Genomic DNA, 20,736 nt, shown 5'->3' with positions numbered 1-20,736 from the left:
TGATGAAAAATAGAAAAATATTAATTGCATTTTTAGTGGCGTTTATAGCTTCCATTTATGTGGAAAGACTGCAAGTAAGTTCTATGGAGGACTTAAATATAATTGCAGGCATTGGGTTTGATATTAATGAAGAGTTAAATGGTAAAGTGCAATATAGTGTTCCGTTTAGTATATATGATTTTAAAAAGAAGGGAAAAGGGGTTGTGCTAAAAAGTGCGATTAAAACAGTAGGAAATAGAGAACATAGCAGTAGTATTATAAAGACAAATGCCAGCAGTATTGGAGAAACAAGGCAAGAAAGACAATTAAAGTCCACAAAACCTTATACGGTTGGTACTGAAAGAATATCTATAGTAGGCGAGCAGCAGGCATACTATGGAATATTAGATATAATAAATATACTTTTTTTAAATCCTAATATTAATGATACAGATATATTTTCAGTATGTAAAGGGAAGGCAGAAGATATGTTAAAGTTTAAGGTAGACGGATATCCTAGTTCAGCAGATTATATGGAAGGTATGGTTAGAAATGCCAAAAACTATAATTTTTTAAGTCCGCAATATAATTTAGTGAATATATATTTAGCATTGAAATCAGAAGGAGAGAATTTAGTACTTCCCTATTTAGAAATAAAGGATAATAATATTATTTTATCAGGTATGGCTTTATTTAAAGGGAATAAAATGGCCTATGTATTACCTATGGAAGATGGAAAAGTTATGAATATGCTTAGGGAGAAAAAAGGGAAAGGAATATTGTGTTTGCAGGAAGGCCCAGATAAGTATATAAATTATGATGCAATGGTGAAAAGGAAAGTAAAATGCAATAAGAGAGGTGGAAAATACGAATTCATCATTGAGTTAGATTTTCAGGGTGACATTATAGAGAACACATTATATAAAAATATTAATAAAGAAAGTGAAAGTGAATTTGAAGAACTTATGTCAAAAAAAATAGAGGAAATATGTTATGATTTTTTGGATAAAATGAAAAATAATTATAAAATAGATTGCTTAAATTTAGGAATGTATGCTGCAGCCAAATATGGTAGGGAAACAGGGGTAGATTGGAATGAAGAGGTAAGTGACGCTAATATTAAAGTGAAAGTAAAGGTGAAAATTGATAAGATTGGAATAGGGCAATATTAGATGTACATGGGGAGTAAATAAGATGGATAAAGTAAAACAGAACTTGCTGGAAGAGAGAGAAGCTATTGCAATACTAGTGGGATTTATAATTGGAACAAGTATTTTAGCATTACCTAATACCATGGTGCAGGCTGCAAAGCAGGACGGATGGGTAGCAGTAATAATTGGTGGTATCTATCCTCTATATTTAGCATTACTTGCTATATATTATGCAAAAAAACATCCCAATCAGGATATATTGGCTTTGAGTAAAATATATTTAGGTAAGGTGTTGGGAACTATATGCAATATTCTATTTATGGTTCAATTTGGTATATTTTTAGTGATCACTGTTGTAAGTTTAAGTAATATTTTTAGAGTATATGCAACACCCTTTTTAACACCAATAAAAATTTTTATTCCTACCATATTATCCGCTATGTATTTAAGTAATAAAGGTATAAAAGTATTGGGGAGAATCAATAAAATCTCACTATATATTATAGTTATTTTAACATTTATATTAATAGGAACACTAAAAGAAGGAAACTACTTAAATTTTTTCCCTATATTTGGGACAGGGATTAAAAATATTTTCAGTGGTAGCCTTGAATCAGCTTTAGCTTATGGAGGTATGGAAGCTATATTTTTAATTTATCCTGTTTTAAAAGAAAAAAACAAAGTAAAAAATATAACTTTTAAAGCCTTGTTTACCACTATCGTAATTTATTTTTGGGTTACAGCTATATGCATATATAGTTTAGGTTATAAGGTTACTTCTATAGCACTATGGCCAGTTTTACTAGCAACAGAAGTAATAAATGTACCAGTATTAAATAGTTTTCGGTATTTGTTTCTATTTTTATGGAGTATAGTAATGTTTAAAATTATAGCAAATGATCAATATGTAGTTACATATATTTTAAACGATTTATTAAAAATAAAAGATAAAAAGAATGTATATTGGGTTTTATTTCCGATTATCATTTATTTATGTTCACTATTTAAAAATGAAGTGCAAAGAAGAGACTTCCTTGGATATGTGATTCCTAAAATAGTTTTATTTAATATTGCATACATATCTATTATTGCTATATTGATATTTATAAAAGATAAAGGTCGAAAGTAACAGCAATTAGATGTATAATATTAATCTATAGAATAAAAAAACATTTAAAAGGAAGTGATACAATATGCCATTTAATGTATATAACAAAAATAATAAATATTTAGGGTTTATTCAATGCGCATATCAGCAATATACAAATGTATTTATGGTGGCTAGTACAAGTATTCTGTTAGAGGATGCTGATTTTGATATAGTTAAAATTAAATCTCAATTAGCAGGTTATATGGGATGCAAAAGTATTTTAGGAAAAATAAATGAAGAAAAATTAAACAAAAGTATAGATAATATAGTAAACAAAGAATTTAGTAAATTTAAAGATAATACTTATGAAGAATTATTAAAACTAGTATATCTTAAAATATTACGTAATGAACAAAATTTTCGTTATAAAATCATTGATAATGAAGAAATTAATTCATACTTTTTACTGGATATTAATAATATTGTAATCCAAAATGGCTGCATTATTATAGATGAAGAGATAGATTATATAAGTAATGCAACCATAGGAAATATTATTCCTATGGTTGCAAAGATTATTGATTATCCAAGAATACAAATTGATAGTATGTCCTCGGGACAAGGTTTGTTATTAGGTGCAGACCTTGATGATTTAGCAGGGAGAAAACATAATCATAAAACAAAATTAAAATTAAAATCAGGAAACTTTGTATGGGATCTTAATTTACCTGTAGAATTATACTCGCAAAAGGGTGATACAATTCAGATTTATGTGGATAATAGAGTTATTAAAAGGGTGTTTTGCCAAGGTATAATATATGAATTCTAATAAAAATAAACTACACTATAAGTACTATTTATAGTGTAGTTTATTTTTAGGTGAATTATTTTGCAAGCTGCGAAAAGTAATGCTTAGGTATAAAACCTTTTTTAATACCTTGTGTAACCAATAAATAAGTTGCAGTTGTATCAAATCTAGCGTCGTGAAAGTTTGCAGTATCGCCAAAATACTCAATGCTTTTAAAATTTATTTCTTTTTCATTTAATTTTAAAAACTCAATATTTTCTGATAATTTTGGGTTTTTATAACCACCCCGTGCAGAGTAAAGTTTGCAGATATCTTTATAATATTTCATTGTGCAGAATGTATGTTTAGGAGTTAGAGTATGTCCACAATTTTTAAGTTCGTGAGTTAAAAATTTTATATCGAAATTAACATTGTGTCCTATAAGAATATCTGCAGTTATAAAATCATCAATAAAATCTTCGTATGAATCTTCAAAAGTTTTACCATCGCTCAGTGCAAATAATGCATCAACACTGAATCCATGAACATCTTGCGCAGATGGTTCTACATAATCTACTGTGAAAAAAAAATTTTTACCTATTGTTTTTGTCGGCTTATAACCCGTATCAACAAGTATATAGCTAAGTTGACATATGTTTCCTGGCCTTATGCCAGTAGTTTCTGTATCAAAAAAAATCATTCTCATTAAAACCCTCCAAGATAACATATTAATGGTCCTTTATATTTTTATTAATTTAAAACAACCTAATATTAATTATAACATAGATTTTATAGCTTTATATATTATTGAATGTTGTATATACTATTAATAAGGCTGTATTTAATAATGATAGTAAAGGTTAGAAATGGAGAGAATACTAATGATTGAACTTTTAAGAAATCTTACTAATAATTTAGGATATGTAATTCTTATTGCTTTTTTTGTTTCTAAAATAGGAGGCTTTAAGAATATTGTCCAAAAGGATAAATTTAGGAAAAGAGAATTAATTATGCTTTCAATAATTTTTGGGGCATTTGGGATTTTAGGAACTTACACAGGCACAGATGTTAATGGAGCTATTGCTAACACTAGAATTATTGGGGTTATGGCAGGGGGAATCCTATATGGTCCATTTGTAGGAATAATGGCAGGAATTATAGCTGGAATCCACAGACTTCTCGTAGATATAGGGGGAATTACATCAGTACCTTGTACAATTACAACTATAATTTCAGGAGTAGTTGCAAGCATAATATATAACAAGTCCAATGAAACTAACAAGTGGTGGTATGGCTTAATGGGTGGGCTTTTAATGGAAATTATGGAAATGATTTTAATACTCACCATTGCAAAGCCTTATAGTAGGGCAGTAATTATTGTAAAAAGTATATATTTTCCTATGAGTTTTGCAAATGCCATTGGAATTGCAATATTAATATTAATAATTCAAAAGATATTTAAGGAAAAGGATGAAATTGCAGCAAAGCAAGCACAGATTGCTTTGGAAATAGCTAATAAAACCTTGCCTTATTTTAGAGAGATGGATGAAAGTTCATACGATAAGATATGTGGAATAATTAAAAGTTCAATTCGAGCAGATGCAGTAGCTATAACAGATAAGGAGTATATATTAGCACACGTAGGGGTAGGATCGGACCATCATATTAAAGGCCATAAGGTTGTGACTGAGGCTACAAAAATAGTTATTAAGGAAGGAAACTTGATTTCATTAACTAATGCAAATCAGATAGAGTGCCATAGTAAGCAATGTACACTGAAATCTGCAATTATTGCTCCATTAAGAGAAGGAGACGAAATTATAGGGACTTTAAAACTGTATTATTGCAAGGAGGATGCAATTTCTTTTAGAAATATAAGTTTAGCATTAGGATTATCTCAACTTATTTCTACCCAACTTGAAATAAGTAAACTTGGAGAGCTAAAGCATTTGGCAAATAAGGCTGAAATTAAGGCACTGCAAGCTCAGATAAATCCTCATTTTATATTTAATGCACTTAATACTATAATTTCTTTTATTAGAATTGATTCTAATCGCGCAAGAGAGTTAATTATAAATTTATCTACTTATTTAAGGTATAACTTGGAACAAGGAGAAAAACCTGTGGATATATACCTGGAACTAGAGCAGGTTAAAGCGTATATAGAAATAGAAAAAGCAAGGTTTGGAAATAAACTGCATATAATTTATAATATCCAAGATAATTTGGACGTTAAAATCCCAAGTCTTATTATTCAACCCATTGTTGAAAATTCTATAAAACATGGTATTTTAGAAGGTAAGGGCTGGGGTAGCGTAATTATTAATATTAAAAAAATTGATGCTGAAAACATTATGATAGTAATTGAGGATGATGGAGTTGGCATTTCAAATGACATCATAGAAAAGGTATATGAAGGTAAAATGGAAGAAAATAAAATAGGTATGTCTAATGTTCATAATAGACTTAAATACATTTATGGTGAAGGATTAAAAATAGAAAGACTTGAAAATGGTACTAGAATTAAATTTAATGTCAGAAAAATAAGGGAGTGATGATGTGAACTGTATTATTGTTGATGATGAATATCCTTCAAGAGAGGAACTAAAATATTTCATATTGAATTTTAGTAATATTAAAATAATGGATGAATTCGATGATTCTATTAAAGCACTAGAGTTCATTGAACAAAATAAACCTGACATAATTTTTCTGGATATTAATATGCCTAAATTAGATGGAATGGCATTAGGTAAAATAGTTAGTCATTTTCAAAAACATCCCCTTATTATTTTTATTACCGCTCATAAAGATTATGCTGTAGATGCCTTTGAAATTCATGCTTATGATTATATCTTAAAACCTTATTCAGAAGAACGTATAATTAATATATTAAAAAAGCTTGAGAAGCCAACCGATGGAAAAAATGTGCATAGTAAAATAACTCTTTGGAAAGACAATAAAATGATAGTAAGGCATATAATTGATATTTCTTATTGTGAGGCAAGTGAAAGGGAAACATTAATTTCTATTAAAGGAATTCAATATAGTATAAATTGTAGTATTACAGAATTCTATAAAAAACTTCCTAAAGAATTGTTTTTTAGAAGCCATAGATCATATATTATTAATACTGATAAAATAACGGAGATAATTCCATGGTTTAACAATACTTTCATGATAAAGTTACAAGGTGAAGAAGTTGAGATACCAGTAAGTAGAAGCAATATAATTGAGTTTAAGCGTATAATGGGTATATGAAAGCACTTTATGTGCTTTTTTTGTTGTTTCATGTATGAAAGCGTATTCAACTCATAAAAATATATTACAATTTAGTTAACAAATAAATAGGAGGCGTTCATATGATATCGTTTATTTTAGCAATTATTGCTCTTATAGTAGGTTATTTTGTTTATGGTAAAATTGTAGAAAAAGCTTTTGGAGCAGATGACAAAATAGTAACACCAGCTATTAGGCTAGCTGATGGTGTAGATTTTGTTGAGATGCCTGGATGGAAAATTTTCTTAATTCAGTTTCTTAACATCGCAGGACTTGGACCTATATTCGGCGCAATCGCAGGTGCAATGTGGGGACCAGTAGCATTTTTGTGGATTGTACTTGGATCCATTTTTGCAGGTGGAGTTCATGATTATTTTTCAGGAATGTTATCTTTAAGACATGATGGTGCAAGTATTCCAGAAGTTGTAGGGAAATATCTTGGTAAAGGCTTTCAAAACTTTATGAGAGTGTTTTCAATAGTAGTTTTGGTACTTGTAGGAGTAGTTTTCGTAATGGGACCAGCGGGTATCTTAAAAGGTTTAACAGGAATAAATGTTACAACATTAATTTATATAATATTCGCATATTATGTAATAGCAACAATGATTCCAATAGATAAGCTTATAGGAAAAATATATCCTGTGTTTGGATTTGCATTATTATTTATGGCAGTTGGTGTTGCTATTGCCTTGATTTTTGGAGGATTCCCTATTCCAGAAATAACACTAAGTAATTTGACAAATATGCATTCAAATCCAGGTTCACACCCAATATTCCCTATGTTATTTATAACAATTGCATGTGGAGCTATTTCAGGGTTCCATGCAACTCAATCACCTTTAATGGCAAGATGTTTAAAAAATGAAAAACAAGGAAGAAGCGTATTCTATGGTGCAATGATATCAGAGGGTGTAGTTGCATTAATTTGGGCAGCAGCAGCTATGAGCTTCTTTGGAGGAGTGCCTCAGTTAAATGCTACTATGGCAATAACTGGTCATAATGCAGCATGGGTAGTTAATGGAGTTTCAGTTGGATTACTTGGAAAAATTGGTGGAATGCTTGCTATACTTGGAGTTGTGGCTTGTCCTATTACATCTGGGGATACCGCATTTAGAAGTGCAAGATTAACATTAGCCGATGCATTTAAATTTAATCAAGGTCCTATTAAAAATAGATTTTTAATTAGTCTTCCATTATTCTTGATAGGGTTCATCTTAACTAAAATGGATTTTGCAATAATATGGAGATACTTTGGATGGTCTAACCAAACTTTAGCTACCATTGTATTATGGACAGCGGGTATGTACTTGGCTAGTATAGCTAGAAATCACTGGATTGCAACAATTCCAGCTACATTTATGACAGCGGTGTCTATTTCCTATATTTTAATTGCACCAGAAGGATTTACTCTATCAGCAGGGATTGCATATCCAGTAGGAATTATAGCAGCAATTGCATCAATGATAATTTTCTTAAATGCAGCAAAAAAAGTACAAGTAAAAACAAACGCTAATTTGTAGAATTTTTTATGAATTTTCTTTATAAAATAAACAGGCTGTTAACATAATAATTATGTTAACAGCCTGTTTTAATTACTTTTTACAATATTACCATTTACCATTACGAATTCTACTTTACTCCTTAAGTCGAATGGATGTCCACTATACATAATAATATCAGCATCTTTTCCAATTTCTAGGCTTCCAACTTTGCCGTCTATACCAAGAATTTCAGCAGCGTTTATGGTTATTGCCTTAAGAGCTTCTGCTTCATCCATACCCTCTCTTGATGCAATACCTGCACACACTGGAAGATATTGCAGTGGTATAACAGGGTGATCTGTCATTATAGCAACTTTTAAGCCGGCTTTTGAGAGAATTCCAGGTGTTTCAAAAGTTAGGTTTTGAAGTTCAACTTTTGATCTATTAGATAGCGCCGGTCCTAAAATTATACCTTTTTGATAGCCTTCTTTTAAATAATCTACAATTAAGTGGCCTTCTGTGCAGTGATCAAGGGTTATATCTACATTAAATTCCTTTGCAATTCTAAGAGCAGTAAGAATATCATCAGCTCTATGAGCATGAGCTTTTAACGGGATTTCTTTTCTTATAACCTTTGCAAGGGCTTCCATCTTCATGTCAAATTCAGGTAACTTATCGGGACTCTCTAAAGCTTTAGTTTGCTTTTTAATGTACATTTGTGCCTTAATAAGGTTTTCTCTTAAAATTGCAGCGGTGCCCATCCTTGTGCTTGGAGATTTTTTTTGAGCATAATATACTCTTTTAGGATTTTCACCAAAAGCTACCTTCATAGAGTGACACTCATTTACAATCATATCATCAATTCTATTTCCATAGGTCTTAATAATTGCAAACTGGCCACCAATAACATTGGCGCTACCTGGACCTGTTGCAACAGTTGTTATACCAGCATTAAGTGCATCTTTAAAACATATGTCCATAGGATTAATTGCGTCGATTGCTCTTAACTGTGGAGTAACTGGGTCAACGGCTTCATTCCCATCAGCGCCTTCAGAGCCCATCCCATCTTCAAACATCCCTAAATGGCAATGAGCATCAATCATTCCCGGCATAACAAACTTACCTTTAGCATCAATGACTTCCACAAAATCAGGGGTTGAAACAGCGTTCCCAATATCAATGATTTTACCTTCATGGACTAAAATCATTCCGTTTTCAAAATCCTCATTAGCCATGCTATGTATATTGGCATTTTTAATTAAAATCATATAAAAATCTCCTTTAATTTCAAGATTTATAGTATATCAAGGTGAAAATATTTTTTAACCTTGATAATATCTCAATATATAACATATTATAACACTTGTAGCACATTTTTTTATAATCAAATAAACCCATCCTGTAAAAAAACAGAATGGGCTTATTCTAATACTAAATGTGGCTAGAATAAAAATGGAGTTATCTTCTGTGCTCAACTAAATCAATTGCACCTAGAACTATGTGAGCAAGTCCGAACCCAATAACGCCGGCTTCTATCATAGGCATTACGTTATTCTTTTTCATATCTTTTTTTGAAAATGATGCTCCAGCAGCAGTTACAACGGAACCTAAAATAGTTGGAATTAATCCTTCACGCATATTAAAGACCTCCCTTTTTATTTTATACTCTTATCTTTTACAAATGTGAGATTTTTAATACTGAAAAATTTATAGAATAAATGTTTTATATTTCTATTTATTTATACCCTTTTTTAGACTTTCATTATTATCATTAGATACTTCACTATTTTTAATGTGTTTGTTTTCTTTTTCATTAGGAACTAAGTCGTTAGTATTTATTTTCTTATTATTAGCTATAATTTCTATTTTATTACTACTATTATTTGAAGAGGCACTAATTTTAAAGTTCAAATTATTATTGTCTATAACTTTTTTAAAATTAGACACATCTATAGTACGGCCTTCTTTACTTTTAATATTTACATTGATAACTTTTTTATCGGTTATATATTTATCATTTATAAAGTTTTCGATTTTAGCTTCTTTAAGTAAAAGCTCTAGACCATCATCTATAGATTTATTTTTTATTTTAATATTATTAAGTATTTGAGAACCATCTGAATTTAGTGCTTTTGAACTAATAATTTTATCCCATCTATTAGCTTCTAGAGAAACGGAAGGATTAATGCTAACAACTATAGATGTAACCGGAGTATAGTAGGCATAAGCCAAAGTGCTAGAAATGAATATAAACATTAATGAAGCAGCAGTTATGGCATATTTATAAAGGGACAAGGATTTCCTACATATTTGTCCAGTATGAATTTCACCTATTTTAGGTAATACTTTATTATTTTTTATATATAGAAATTCTCCACTTGAGGTCATAATGCCAACTTTGCCACGCATAATGTTTATTACAATGCCTGTTTTAATCATGTAGTTCACCCTCTTTTATATTTAGATATGATTTTAAATACACATATTCTGGATTTGTAAGTATTAATATTAGTGAAATTATATATATGCGCCATTTTTCAATAAGTTTTCTATTTGAAGAAGTTAATAAGATTATTTCTTTGGTTGGTAGCCTTCTTTTAGTCTTCATATGGCTTAATATTGAATCATTTCTAGCACATAAAAAGGCAACATTTAATAAGTTGTCTCTTGTATCTCTGTGGGACGGTGATAAACTAATAAGGGAATTAAAATCGATTTTATATTTTAATAATTCCTCGGAAAATATGTTTATTTCATCTACTCTAAATTGATTTTCTATTTTAATTTCATAATTATTTATAGAATTTTTTCCATCTATATAATCTACATTACCATCATTGTTATCAAACAGTAAATTAGGTAAATTTTTATTTTTTCTAAAAGAATCTATAAGTGCATTTTTAATAATAATTTTGCAAAAACCATAAAAATTGCCTTTAGTTTTATCATATTTATCGCAGGCTATATTAAAAGCCATAAGCGCAATACTAAGTTCTTCATCATTCTCCCAGGTTAAATGCTTTTTGCATAGTTTACTTGTAGTTGAATAAACCAGTCCTTTGTTAGCATCAATAAAGTCGCTACGATTTTCGGGGGACAAAGCTTTTATATTAAAACTTTGTTCTTCATTTAAACTGGAGACTGTTTTTTTACTTTTATGAAAAAGAAGTTTTAAGTTCATTTGTACACCCCTCATATTTATGTATACGTAAATATTATCAATATTAAGAGGGAAAAGAAAGAAAAATATTTACATACTTGATAAGGCCTTTGATAATTTTAGATTGTTTATAACCTTTAATGATGAAAAGAAAATGGAAATAATTTCACAGATAGCAGATGAAAGATTAGCTGAAAGTGAAACTATGACACAAGAAGAAAAATACGCCTTAGCAACAAGTACAATGGAAGAATTTAATAATTTGGTAACTGCAGTAGCTGGTTTAATAGAAGAGCTAGTAATAGAGTCACCTGCAATAGAGGAGCCTGAAATAGACGAACCTAAAATAGAAAAATCTGAATTACAATTAGCTAAAAAAGCAGCAGTAGCTAATATGGTAGAAAAAAGACATGAGTTAAATAAAGCAAGACAAGAATATCAAGCAGTAAAGGTTGCTATGAAAAAAGCTGAAAAATTTAAGGATGAGGAAACTATAAAATTAGCTAGAGTACAGCTAAAAGAAAAACAGGATCTTTATAAAGTAGCTAAAGAAGAGTTTGAAATGGCTTCTAAGGAAATGAAAGAACATATACAACATAAGAAAAGCGATGTTAATGTAGAAGAAGTTAAACAAGAGGAAGTAATAGCAGTGGAAGATAAAGAAGATGAAGTTATTCTTACAGAAGAAATAATTGATGAAGAAAAAGTAGAAAAAGTTAAAAAAATCAAAGCAAGAGTAAAAGAAGCTAAAAAGATTAGAGAAATTAAAGAAGTTAAAGAAGTTAAAGAAGTAAAGGAAGTAAAAGAAAAATTAGAAAAAAAAGAAACTAGAAATGATAAAAAACAAAATAATAAAGGAACAAATGAAAACAAATAAAATAGAAAGAATTAGATATAAGTTAGTAATTTAGAATAAAACTTATCTTCTAGGTAAAAATAAGATATTGTAATAGTAAATTACAATACCTTATTTTATTTTGGAGGAGGTAAAATCATGGCAAAAAAAGGAATGAGCAGACCTACACCACCAGAAGCTCAACCTAAAGGTGACAATAAGAAGAAAATGAAGGATAATGATGCAAAGAGAGTTCCAGAGGTAGGTAAATAGAAAAAGCTGCTTATTATAAGCAGCTTTTTCTATGATTTGGAATTATTCGTAAATACCAAATCCAGTAATAACTAATACATCCCAATCAATTTCTTCATTTTTAACCCAATTGTATTCGATGCAAAGTTCTTTTAACCAGGCATTAAGTCCACTGCTTTTTTTACTTACATTAGGAGCTTGTCTTCCAAAACTTTCTTTTATGGTTTGGAGTAAATCTAATTGATCGTCTTCTCCTAGTTCTTTATCGAGCATTTCTTCAATAATGTCACAACACTCCTCATAACATTTCTTATCCTCACAATATAGTTCATCAGCTAATAGTTGTCTTTTGTTATTTAAAGTAATTTGAACATCATTAATTTCTTCTAAATTAGATAAGTATTTCTTGGCTATGTTCATAGCAGCAATTTCATTATCTATTTTTGTTATTACTCTTTCTAATTTGGCATTTCTCATTTTAATCTTCTCGCTTTACATTTTTTATTTAGCCATTGTATGGTTTATTTAATGTACAATAACAATAAATTAATTATATCATTAAATACACTATGATACAAAACTCTATTTATATTATAAAAATTAATATTCAATCTATAAGTAAAATATGGTAGGTTAAATAATTTTTGCAAAAAATTTAAAGAAGTGGGGTGATATGCAATGTTATCAAAGATATTAATCGAAGAAGTATTAAGCAATGCGTTATGTACAGGAGGAGATTTTGGAATAGGTATTAGAATATTTAAAGGCCTTAATAGTGTATATGCATATACAAATGATGTAAACCGCCAAGCATTATTAGAAATAACTTACAAGGCAGCCTGTGCTGTAGTAATTGATAATGGATTTGGTGGAGTTATATTCCATGAAGCATGTGGCCATGCTCTAGAAGCTGCAGCAGTAGCTAAAGGGAATTCAGTATTTGCAGGTAAACTTGGACAGAAGATTGCATCAAACAAGGTGACGGCAATTGATAATGGTATAATGCCAAATTTATGGGGCTCAATAAATATTGATGATGAAGGAACTCCAGCGAAACGAAATGTATTAATCGAAAATGGTATTCTAAAAGGATATATGATAGATAAATTGAATAGTAGAAGAATCTTTAGCATATTTTGGTGCACAATCAGTTAAAACAGGTAAATACAAAGTAATTTTTAAAAATTCTGTATCTGCGGAGCTTCTTCAAACCCACTATTGGCTCTGAGAGCTTAACAATAGTTGATAATCCATTTTTAAAAGGGAGTTTATGTTATACACCTTTTGATGCAGAAGGAGTAGCTACATACTGTAAAAATATAGTAGAGAAAGGTCAACTAAAGATATTACTTCATAATCTTAAGACTTCTACAAAGCAGGGATCAGAGAGCACAGGGAATGCTTCAAAAGCATCTTTTACTTCACCTATAAAGGTTGCACCTACAAATTTATATATTGAAAAAGGGATAAAATCTTATGAAATTTCAGTTGAGACCTTTAGGCTTACGTATTTATGATAGTTTAATACCAGAAAAATACATCTATTATTATAATAATAGATGTATTTTTTATATGTAGAGTATATACTAAATAAGTTATATAAATATTATTTAAAAAAATAAGAAAAAAATGTCTGTTAAAACATTAAAAAGTATGGTAAATTAATAAAAATAGATACAGAGTTTATTATAATAAAAATGATGAGATGAGGAGTAGTTATATGAATGAGAGAAAAGAATATTTAAAAGATGTAAAAAAAATTGTAGTAAAGGTAGGAACTTCCACATTAACTCACTCTACAGGATTATTAAATTTAAGGCATATAGAGAATCTTGTACGTCAATTAGCGGACATTCATAATGCAGGGGTTCAGGTTGTACTAGTAAGTTCAGGAGCTATAGCAGCTGGTATGGGAAAATTAGGTCTTAAAGTAAAACCAAAAACCATCCCAGGAAAGCAGGCAGCTGCAGCTGTGGGTCAAGGGACATTAATTCACATGTATGAAAAATTTTTTTCTGAATATGGAAAAACTGTAGCGCAGATTCTACTTACAAAAGAGGATATCATAGATAAAAAGAGATATTTAAATGCACACAATACATTTAAAGCGTTACTCTCACAAGGTGTTATTCCTATAGTAAATGAAAATGATGCCGTGGCTACTGATGAAATAAAGGTTGGAGATAATGACACCCTATCTGCAATGGTGACCAAGTTAATAGATGCAGAACTACTTATAATACTTTCAGATATTAATGGATTATATGATTCAAATCCTAGGACAAATCCTAATGCTAAATTCATTTACAATGTAAGAGAAATAACTGATGAAATTATAAATTCAGCAGATGGCGTAGGATCAGATCTTGGGACGGGAGGTATGGCAACTAAAATTAAGGCAGCAAAAATTGTAGTAGATGCAAACGCTGATATGATTATTGCGGAAGGCTCTGAGCCTAACATTATTAGTGATATTCTTGGTGGAAAAAAAATAGGTACATTATTTGAAAGAAAATTAAATGACCAAAAGGTTAAATAGTATTGGATGGAGGATGAGAAAATTTGAACTTTGAAGACTATATTATAAAAATAGGAAGACTTGCTAAAGAATCTTCTAGAATTATGGTTACTGCTAGTACTAATTTGAAAAACAATGCACTTATACAAATGGCAGAAGCACTATTAAATAATAAAGACGTTATAATTAAAGCGAATATGGAAGATATGAGATTAGGTGCAGAAAACAATTTATCCAAGGCAATGCTTGATAGATTAATGATTGATGAGCAGAGAATTAAAAATATGGCTGAGGGACTTATAAATGTGGCATCACTTCCAGATCCTATAGGTGAAGGAATAAAAAGATACAAAAGACCAAATAATTTAGACATCTCAATGGTAAGAGTTCCACTTGGTGTAATAGGTATGATATATGAGTCAAGGCCAAATATAACAGTAGATGCAGCAGCACTGTGTTTAAAGGCAGGTAACTCAATAATACTCAGAGGCGGTTCAGAAGCTATAAACACGAATATTGCTTTAGCTATGGTAATTAAAAAGGCAGCCACTGAGTCAGGACTTCCAGAAGGTTGTATTCAGCTTATTGAAATGGTGGATAGAGAGCTTGTTAATCGTTTAGTAAAGCTTAATGATTACGTAGATGTGATAATTCCTAGAGGTGGTAAAGGACTAAAAAAAGCTATTATAGCTAACGCTACAGTTCCAGTAATTGAAACAGGGTCTGGCATTTGTCACATATATGTAGACTCAGAAGCTGATTTTAATATGGCTGAAGAAATAATAATTAATGCCAAAACTCAAAGACCTGGAGTATGTAATGCAGTAGAAACAGTACTCATACATAGTGATATTGCTAGTGAGTTTTTACCTAGGCTAGCACAAAGACTGAATGCATTAGGTGTTGAAATTAGAGTTTGTGAAAATGGAATTAAAATTCTCTCAACTGCTAAGGCTGCAACTTCTGAAGATTGGTCTACTGAATATTTAGATTTAATACTTTCAATTAAAGTTGTTGATTCAATGGAAGATGCAATAGACCATATTTTCAAATATGGAACAAAACATTCTGAAGTTATAATAACTAATAGTTATAAAAATTCACAAAGATTCTTAAAAGAAGTTGATGCTTCTTGTGTGTATGTAAATGCTTCAACTAGGTTTACTGATGGCTCTGAATTTGGATTCGGTGCAGAGATTGGTATTAGTACTCAAAAACTTCATGCAAGAGGACCTATGGGACTTGAACAGCTTACAACTACAAAGTATCTTATATATGGTGAAGGGCAAGTTAGAGAATAGATAATTAAATAAATAAAAAATAAAAAACACTATAAATATTATTGATTTCAATAATATTTATAGTGTTTTTATATTTAATGGTTAAATATAAAATTTAAAAAAAAATATGAAATTATGATATTTAGAGAATAGAAGAGCATTTAAAAGGAAAACCATTAAAATAATCACTGGAATGGATTTAACGGTAGTTGTAAATGGTTTCACGAAAACATATAATAAAATTACAAAAACGTTTTCGGAAAATGCCGAAAGAGTATGGAGGGTTTAAATATGGATTTATGGAAAATTTCATTAGATGAATATAATAGTTACGATAACAAAAAATATGAAACACTTTTTACATTAGCAAACGGATATAGGGGAATCAGAGGCGCCTTAGAATTTTCATCGAAAGGTAATAGAGGGAATTATATAGCAGGTATATTTGATAAATCTCAAAGCCAAGTTACAGAAATAGTGAATCTTCAAGACCCATTAGGTTTCAATATTTATATTGAAGATGAAAAACTTGATATTGATGAATGTAAGTTAGATAGTTATAAAAGAGAACTTAACATGCACAGGGGGGTATTACATACAAGTTTTATGGCAACTACTAAGAATGGTAAAAGTGTACAAGTTGAATGTGAGAGATTTGTAAGTAGAAACAAGGTTAGTAGATGGGCTGCAAAATATGAGATAACACCACTTAATTTTAATGGGAAGGTATTTATAGAAAATTATATAGACGGATCAGTAACCAATAGCACATGGGATGTAATGAACAAAACTAAGCATTTTAAAGTATTGGGAATGTGTGATAGTAAGCCAGGTATTGCACTAACCATAGAGACAAATGACAATAATACGAAATCTTTAGAAATAACTGCACTAATGGGTGAAAATCAAAAGGGTAATATTTTTAAAACCAGAAGGTATAGTGAATTTGGAGAAACAGTTAGTGAAGTTTACGAGACATACATGACAGAAGGAAAAATATGCACTGTAGTGAAATATGGTATAAGTATCAGTGATAAAGATACTAAATCTGATCTAATTACAGCTGGTAGCAATGAACTTAAGAAATTCATAAAAACTGGGTACAAAAATGAAATCAAAGAACATACGCAAATTTGGAGTAAAATATGGGATGAAATAGATATAAGAATTGATGGAGATGAAAAAGCTCAAATAGGAATAAGATTTAATTTATTTCAACTTGCAGCTTCAGCTTATGAAGGAGATACTACCATAAGTATAGCAGCAAAAGCACTTCATGGAGAAGGGTATAAAGGTCATATTTTCTGGGATACTGAAGTGTTCATGCTTCCTTTCTTTATATATACAAGACCAGAAGTAGCAAAGGCCCTACTAATGTATAGATATAACACCCTTAAGGGCGCAAGAGAAAATGCTGCTATAACAGGTTATAAAGGAGCACGTTTCCCCTGGGAAGCAGCTGATGAGGGCTTGGAGGTTACTCCAAAATGGGGTATGGACTATGATGGTAATTCAGTTAGAATTTGGACTGGAGATGAAGAATACCACATAGATTCAGATATTGCTTTTGGTATTGTTGAATATTATAGGGCAACAAAGGATAGTGAATTCCTTATAAATTATGGTGTTGAAATACTTTTAGATACAGCTAAATTCTGGCAAAGTAGAGTTGAATACAATATAGACAAAGACAGATACGAAATAAGCTCAGTAATAGGACCAGATGAATTCCATGAACATGTTAACAATAATGTATTTACAAATTATCTAGCTAAATGGAATATAGAAAAAGCATTATATTTTAAAGACTGGTTAAAAATTGAAGATAATGTTATGTACAAGATGCTTTGTTCAAAACTTGGACTAAATGAAGAGGACTTTAAGATACAAGAAATTATAGCTGAGAAAATGTATATTCCTAAAAGCGAAGACGGAATGATAATTGAACAGTTTGAAGGATACTTTGATTTAGCAGATATAGAAATAACTGAGTATGATGAAAATGAAATGCCTATATGGCCAGATTTTAAAGGTAACAAATTAGGTGAAACACAACTTGTAAAACAAGCAGATGTTGTTCAACTTATGATTATGCTTCCTGAAGAGTTTTCAGAAGAAGTGAAGAAATCAAACTATGAATATTACGAGAAAAGAACAATGCACAAATCTTCCTTAAGTCCTTCTATGTATTCAATACTGGGACTTGCAGTAGGAGATAGGCATAATGCATATAAATACTTTATGAAGACAATATATACAGATCTAGAAGATAATCAAGGAAATACAGATTTTGGTTTACATGCAGCAGCAGCAGGAGGTTCATGGCAAAGTGCTATTTTTGGATTTGTAGGACTATCAGTTAATAAAGAAGGCATATTAAATATAAACCCATGGTTACCAGAAGAATGGACAGGATTATCCTTTAATATTAATTGGAAAGATTCAAGGGTAGTAATATCAATAATGCAAGATAAAATAGAAGTAAATTCAACAGGAAAACTTTCATTATATATATATGATGAAGAATACTTAATTTATGAAGGAAAAAATTTAGTAGTTGCAAGATAATTAAAAAACTGGATAATAGTACTTATAGATTAGATTATGAGAGGAAGCAGAGAAAAATGGATAACAAGGTCATTACTATAAAAGATGTTGCAAAAAAAGCGAGTGTATCTATAAGTACAGTATCCAGAGCATTTAATAATTATGCTGACATAAATGAAAACACAAGAAAAAAGATTTTACAAATAGCAGAGGAGTTGGGATACAGGCCCAATATAGTTGCTAGAAGTTTAAGTGGAGCAAAAAACTTTAGATTAGGGCTATTAGTTGAAGATTATAACGAAAACGACTATATAATATATGAAATGTTCATGGCCTTTAAGTCGGTGGTTTCAGATTACGGATATGAAACCGTAATATTATCTACAACTTCTGATATGCAAAAAGGCAAAAAACTTGAAAGATTATTCAAGGAAAAACAGTTAGATGGAGCATTAATATTGGGACTTAAAATGACAGATGATTATTATAGGCAACTAGAAGGAATGTCTTACCCTTGCGTTTTACACGATGTATTTATAAAAAATCCTAAAGTAGGATGCGTTGGTGTTGATAATATAAAAGGTTCAATATTGGCCGTGGAACATCTTTTAGACCTAGGCCATAAGAAAATAGCTTTTATAAATGGACATAAAGAGGCACTAGTTAGCTATGAAAGATTAGATGGTTTTTACTTGGCATTAAGTAGAAGAGGTATCAAAATTGAAGAGGATCTTATAATTAGTGGGGAGTTCTCGTATGAAGGCGGAAAAAGTGCTGCAGAATACCTTATTGAAAATCATGGAGATATAACAGCAATATATTGTGCTAGTGATTTAATGGCACTAGGAGCAATAGATGGTTTTAAAAATAGGGGCTATGATATACCAAATGATATATCTATAGTTGGATTTGATGATATTAACTTATGTAATTTTGTCACACCAAAACTTACCACAATCAGGCAAGATATGGATAAAATAGGCAAAGCAGCAGGCAATTTAATTTTAAGCATAATATCAGAACAGTATTTAGGCCGTATCGTTATGGAACCTGAACTAATTGAAAGAGAATCTACAATTAAAAATATAAAATAATAATTAGGGGGAATTTTGTTTATGAAAAGAAACCGTATAATTGCATTAGTATGTACAGTAGCATTAACAGCTACATTATTCGCGGGCTGTGGTAATAAGACTAATAATACTAAGGTGGATGACAAACCTAAGGTTGAAGCTCCAGCGGAGCCAGTTACTATAACCGTTCAAGTATGGGGTTCATCACCCGCAGAAACAAAGCTTGTTGATGAGCAGATAGCTGCTTTTAATACAGAATACAAAGAGAAAAAAATAACACTCAAAAAAGAAGTTGCTACAGGAGATTATAACCAGGTGATGCAAACTAAAATAGCTTCTAAAACAGAAACAGATATATTCTATTTAGATGTCTCACTAGCAGCAACTTATATTGATAAAAAGGTAGTTGCACCAATAGATGAATACTTAGATAAAGAAGATTTAAAAGATTTTTATCCTAATTTATTAGAAGGATTCCAAAAAGATGGTAAAACCTATGGCTTGCCAAAAGATTATAATTCATTAGCACTCTTCTATAATAAGAAAATGTTTGCTGATGCAGGAGTTAAACCACCAACAACTTGGGAAGAATTTGAAGAAGTTTCTAAAAAATTAACAAAAGATAAGGTAAAAGGCTTAGTACTCGCTGATGATTCAGCTAGATTTGCTCCTTTCATATTCCAAGCTGGCGGAGAGATTGTTAATGGAGAAGAAATGAAATTTAATTCCCCAGAGGCTGTAAAAGGATTCGAGTTTTACTATTCAATGATCAAAAAAGGTTATGCAGCAACTCCAAAAGATTTAGGGGATGGATGGCCTGGCGATTCACTTTCTAATGGGAAAGCAGCTATGGCAATAGAAGGCGGTTGGATGATACCTTTCATGAAAGAAAAAGCACCAGACATGGAATATGGAATTGCAGAACTTCCAAAAGGAGAAAAGCAAGGTAATTTATTATTTACAGTTTCATACTCAATGAGTAACAATACAAAACATCCAAAAGAAGCAGCAGAAGCCATTAAATTCTTAACAGGTAAAGCATCACAAGAAATGGTAGCAACTTCAGGTCTTGCAATACCAAGTAGAATTTCAATGGGAACTGTTTTTACAGATAAATTCCCAGAAAGAAAAGCCTTAGTAGATGGTACTAAATATGCAACTGTATTCTCTTATGGATTAAAACATTCTAAAATTCAAGATGCGCTTGGAAAAGCAGGCGAAAGCTTAAGACTTAAGAAAAGTGCAGACGGTAAAGCAGCATTAGATGCAGCAATAAAAGCAGCACAATAATACTTGGAGAGGAG

At 30.5% G+C, this 20,736-nt stretch carries 19 protein-coding genes and 2 pseudogenes; 15 read left to right on the top strand and 6 right to left on the bottom strand.

The genetic code is table 11. From position 1 onward, the window contains the following. The first annotated feature begins 2 nt into the window (after positions 1 to 2). From ACREWB_RS17515 to ACREWB_RS17505, 3 genes are all read left to right on the top strand, one after another. A complete protein-coding gene (locus ACREWB_RS17515) occupies positions 3 to 1,151 on the top strand; it encodes a Ger(x)C family spore germination protein (RefSeq protein ID WP_431548749.1) in 1,149 nt (382 codons plus the stop codon). 22 nt (positions 1,152 to 1,173) lie between these two features. Next, complete coding sequence (locus ACREWB_RS17510) at positions 1,174 to 2,259, top strand: GerAB/ArcD/ProY family transporter (RefSeq protein ID WP_431548748.1); 1,086 nt, start codon at positions 1,174 to 1,176, stop codon at positions 2,257 to 2,259. Positions 2,260 to 2,323: 64 nt separating this feature from the next. Continuing rightward, a complete protein-coding gene (locus ACREWB_RS17505; RefSeq protein WP_431548747.1) occupies positions 2,324 to 3,049 on the top strand; it encodes a hypothetical protein in 726 nt (241 codons plus the stop codon). Positions 3,050 to 3,104: 55 nt separating this feature from the next. On the opposite strand, the gene ACREWB_RS17500 is transcribed toward ACREWB_RS17505, so the two are convergent. After that, on the bottom strand, positions 3,105 to 3,713 hold the full coding sequence (locus ACREWB_RS17500) for a 3'-5' exonuclease (protein ID WP_431548746.1): 609 nt from the start codon (positions 3,711 to 3,713) through the stop codon (positions 3,105 to 3,107). A 175-nt stretch (positions 3,714 to 3,888) separates the two neighbouring features. Between ACREWB_RS17500 and ACREWB_RS17495 the strand changes: the two genes are divergently transcribed. The 3 genes from ACREWB_RS17495 to ACREWB_RS17485 all read left to right on the top strand — a co-directional run bounded on the left by ACREWB_RS17495 (position 3,889) and on the right by ACREWB_RS17485 (position 7,806). Beyond that, complete coding sequence (locus ACREWB_RS17495; protein WP_431548745.1) at positions 3,889 to 5,562, top strand: LytS/YhcK type 5TM receptor domain-containing protein; 1,674 nt, start codon at positions 3,889 to 3,891, stop codon at positions 5,560 to 5,562. A gap of 4 nt (positions 5,563 to 5,566) precedes the next feature. After that, on the top strand, positions 5,567 to 6,268 hold the full coding sequence (locus ACREWB_RS17490; RefSeq protein ID WP_431548744.1) for a LytR/AlgR family response regulator transcription factor: 702 nt from the start codon (positions 5,567 to 5,569) through the stop codon (positions 6,266 to 6,268). Between the two features lie 101 nt (positions 6,269 to 6,369). After that, a complete protein-coding gene (locus tag ACREWB_RS17485; RefSeq protein ID WP_431548743.1) occupies positions 6,370 to 7,806 on the top strand; it encodes a carbon starvation CstA family protein in 1,437 nt (478 codons plus the stop codon). A 68-nt stretch (positions 7,807 to 7,874) separates the two neighbouring features. Here the strand turns inward: ACREWB_RS17485 and ACREWB_RS17480 are convergent, their stop codons facing one another. The 4 genes from ACREWB_RS17480 to ACREWB_RS17465 form a co-directional block, all read right to left on the bottom strand. Further along, positions 7,875 to 9,035: an amidohydrolase gene (locus ACREWB_RS17480; RefSeq protein ID WP_431548742.1), complete on the bottom strand. Its 1,161-nt coding sequence runs from the start codon at positions 9,033 to 9,035 to the stop codon at positions 7,875 to 7,877. A gap of 190 nt (positions 9,036 to 9,225) precedes the next feature. Then, entirely contained in the window at positions 9,226 to 9,405 is a 180-nt protein-coding gene (locus ACREWB_RS17475; protein ID WP_431548741.1) for an asparagine synthase, read from the bottom strand. Between the two features lie 93 nt (positions 9,406 to 9,498). Continuing rightward, positions 9,499 to 10,206: an anti-sigma-I factor RsgI family protein gene (locus ACREWB_RS17470; protein WP_431548740.1), complete on the bottom strand. Its 708-nt coding sequence runs from the start codon at positions 10,204 to 10,206 to the stop codon at positions 9,499 to 9,501. Continuing rightward, a complete protein-coding gene (locus tag ACREWB_RS17465) occupies positions 10,199 to 10,948 on the bottom strand; it encodes a sigma factor (protein WP_431548739.1) in 750 nt (249 codons plus the stop codon). The genes ACREWB_RS17470 and ACREWB_RS17465 overlap by 8 nt, the downstream gene beginning before the upstream one ends. Before the next feature lie 31 nt (positions 10,949 to 10,979). Here ACREWB_RS17465 and ACREWB_RS17460 point away from each other — a divergent pair, with 31 nt between their 5' ends. Next, entirely contained in the window at positions 10,980 to 11,804 is an 825-nt protein-coding gene (locus ACREWB_RS17460) for a DUF5667 domain-containing protein (RefSeq protein ID WP_503417248.1), read from the top strand. 273 nt (positions 11,805 to 12,077) lie between these two features. Here ACREWB_RS17460 and ACREWB_RS17455 read toward each other — a convergent pair whose 3' ends face one another. After that, complete coding sequence (locus ACREWB_RS17455; protein WP_431548737.1) at positions 12,078 to 12,491, bottom strand: hypothetical protein; 414 nt, start codon at positions 12,489 to 12,491, stop codon at positions 12,078 to 12,080. Positions 12,492 to 12,692: 201 nt separating this feature from the next. Between ACREWB_RS17455 and ACREWB_RS17450 the strand changes: the two are divergent. The 8 genes and pseudogenes from ACREWB_RS17450 to ACREWB_RS17415 form a co-directional block, all read left to right on the top strand. After that, a pseudogene (locus tag ACREWB_RS17450) lies at positions 12,693 to 12,824 on the top strand (PmbA/TldA family metallopeptidase); the annotation flags it as partial. Positions 12,825 to 12,860: 36 nt separating this feature from the next. Continuing rightward, a pseudogene (locus ACREWB_RS17445) lies at positions 12,861 to 13,139 on the top strand (metallopeptidase TldD-related protein); the annotation flags it as partial. A 59-nt stretch (positions 13,140 to 13,198) separates the two neighbouring features. Beyond that, entirely contained in the window at positions 13,199 to 13,531 is a 333-nt protein-coding gene (locus ACREWB_RS17440) for a metallopeptidase TldD-related protein (protein ID WP_431548851.1), read from the top strand. A gap of 203 nt (positions 13,532 to 13,734) precedes the next feature. Continuing rightward, positions 13,735 to 14,553 (top strand): glutamate 5-kinase, encoded by an 819-nt coding sequence (proB, locus tag ACREWB_RS17435; protein ID WP_431548736.1) that lies wholly within the window; start codon positions 13,735 to 13,737, stop codon positions 14,551 to 14,553. 23 nt (positions 14,554 to 14,576) lie between these two features. Then, the gene (locus tag ACREWB_RS17430) at positions 14,577 to 15,833 is read left to right on the top strand and encodes a glutamate-5-semialdehyde dehydrogenase (RefSeq protein ID WP_431548735.1); all 1,257 of its coding nucleotides are present in this window, start codon (positions 14,577 to 14,579) and stop codon (positions 15,831 to 15,833) included. 270 nt (positions 15,834 to 16,103) lie between these two features. Continuing rightward, a complete protein-coding gene (locus ACREWB_RS17425) occupies positions 16,104 to 18,380 on the top strand; it encodes a glycoside hydrolase family 65 protein (protein ID WP_431548734.1) in 2,277 nt (758 codons plus the stop codon). Positions 18,381 to 18,436: 56 nt separating this feature from the next. Further along, a complete protein-coding gene (locus ACREWB_RS17420) occupies positions 18,437 to 19,453 on the top strand; it encodes a LacI family DNA-binding transcriptional regulator (RefSeq protein ID WP_431548733.1) in 1,017 nt (338 codons plus the stop codon). A 21-nt stretch (positions 19,454 to 19,474) separates the two neighbouring features. Next, a complete protein-coding gene (locus tag ACREWB_RS17415; protein WP_431548732.1) occupies positions 19,475 to 20,722 on the top strand; it encodes an ABC transporter substrate-binding protein in 1,248 nt (415 codons plus the stop codon). Positions 20,723 to 20,736 lie beyond the last annotated feature (14 nt).

The sequence above is a fragment of the Clostridium sp. genome (genome assembly GCF_050717635.1).
GTDB lineage: Bacteria > Bacillota > Clostridia > Clostridiales > Clostridiaceae > Clostridium_AD.
Note: the sequence above shows the minus strand (reverse complement) of the source record. Positions and strands in the feature narration are given on the sequence as shown.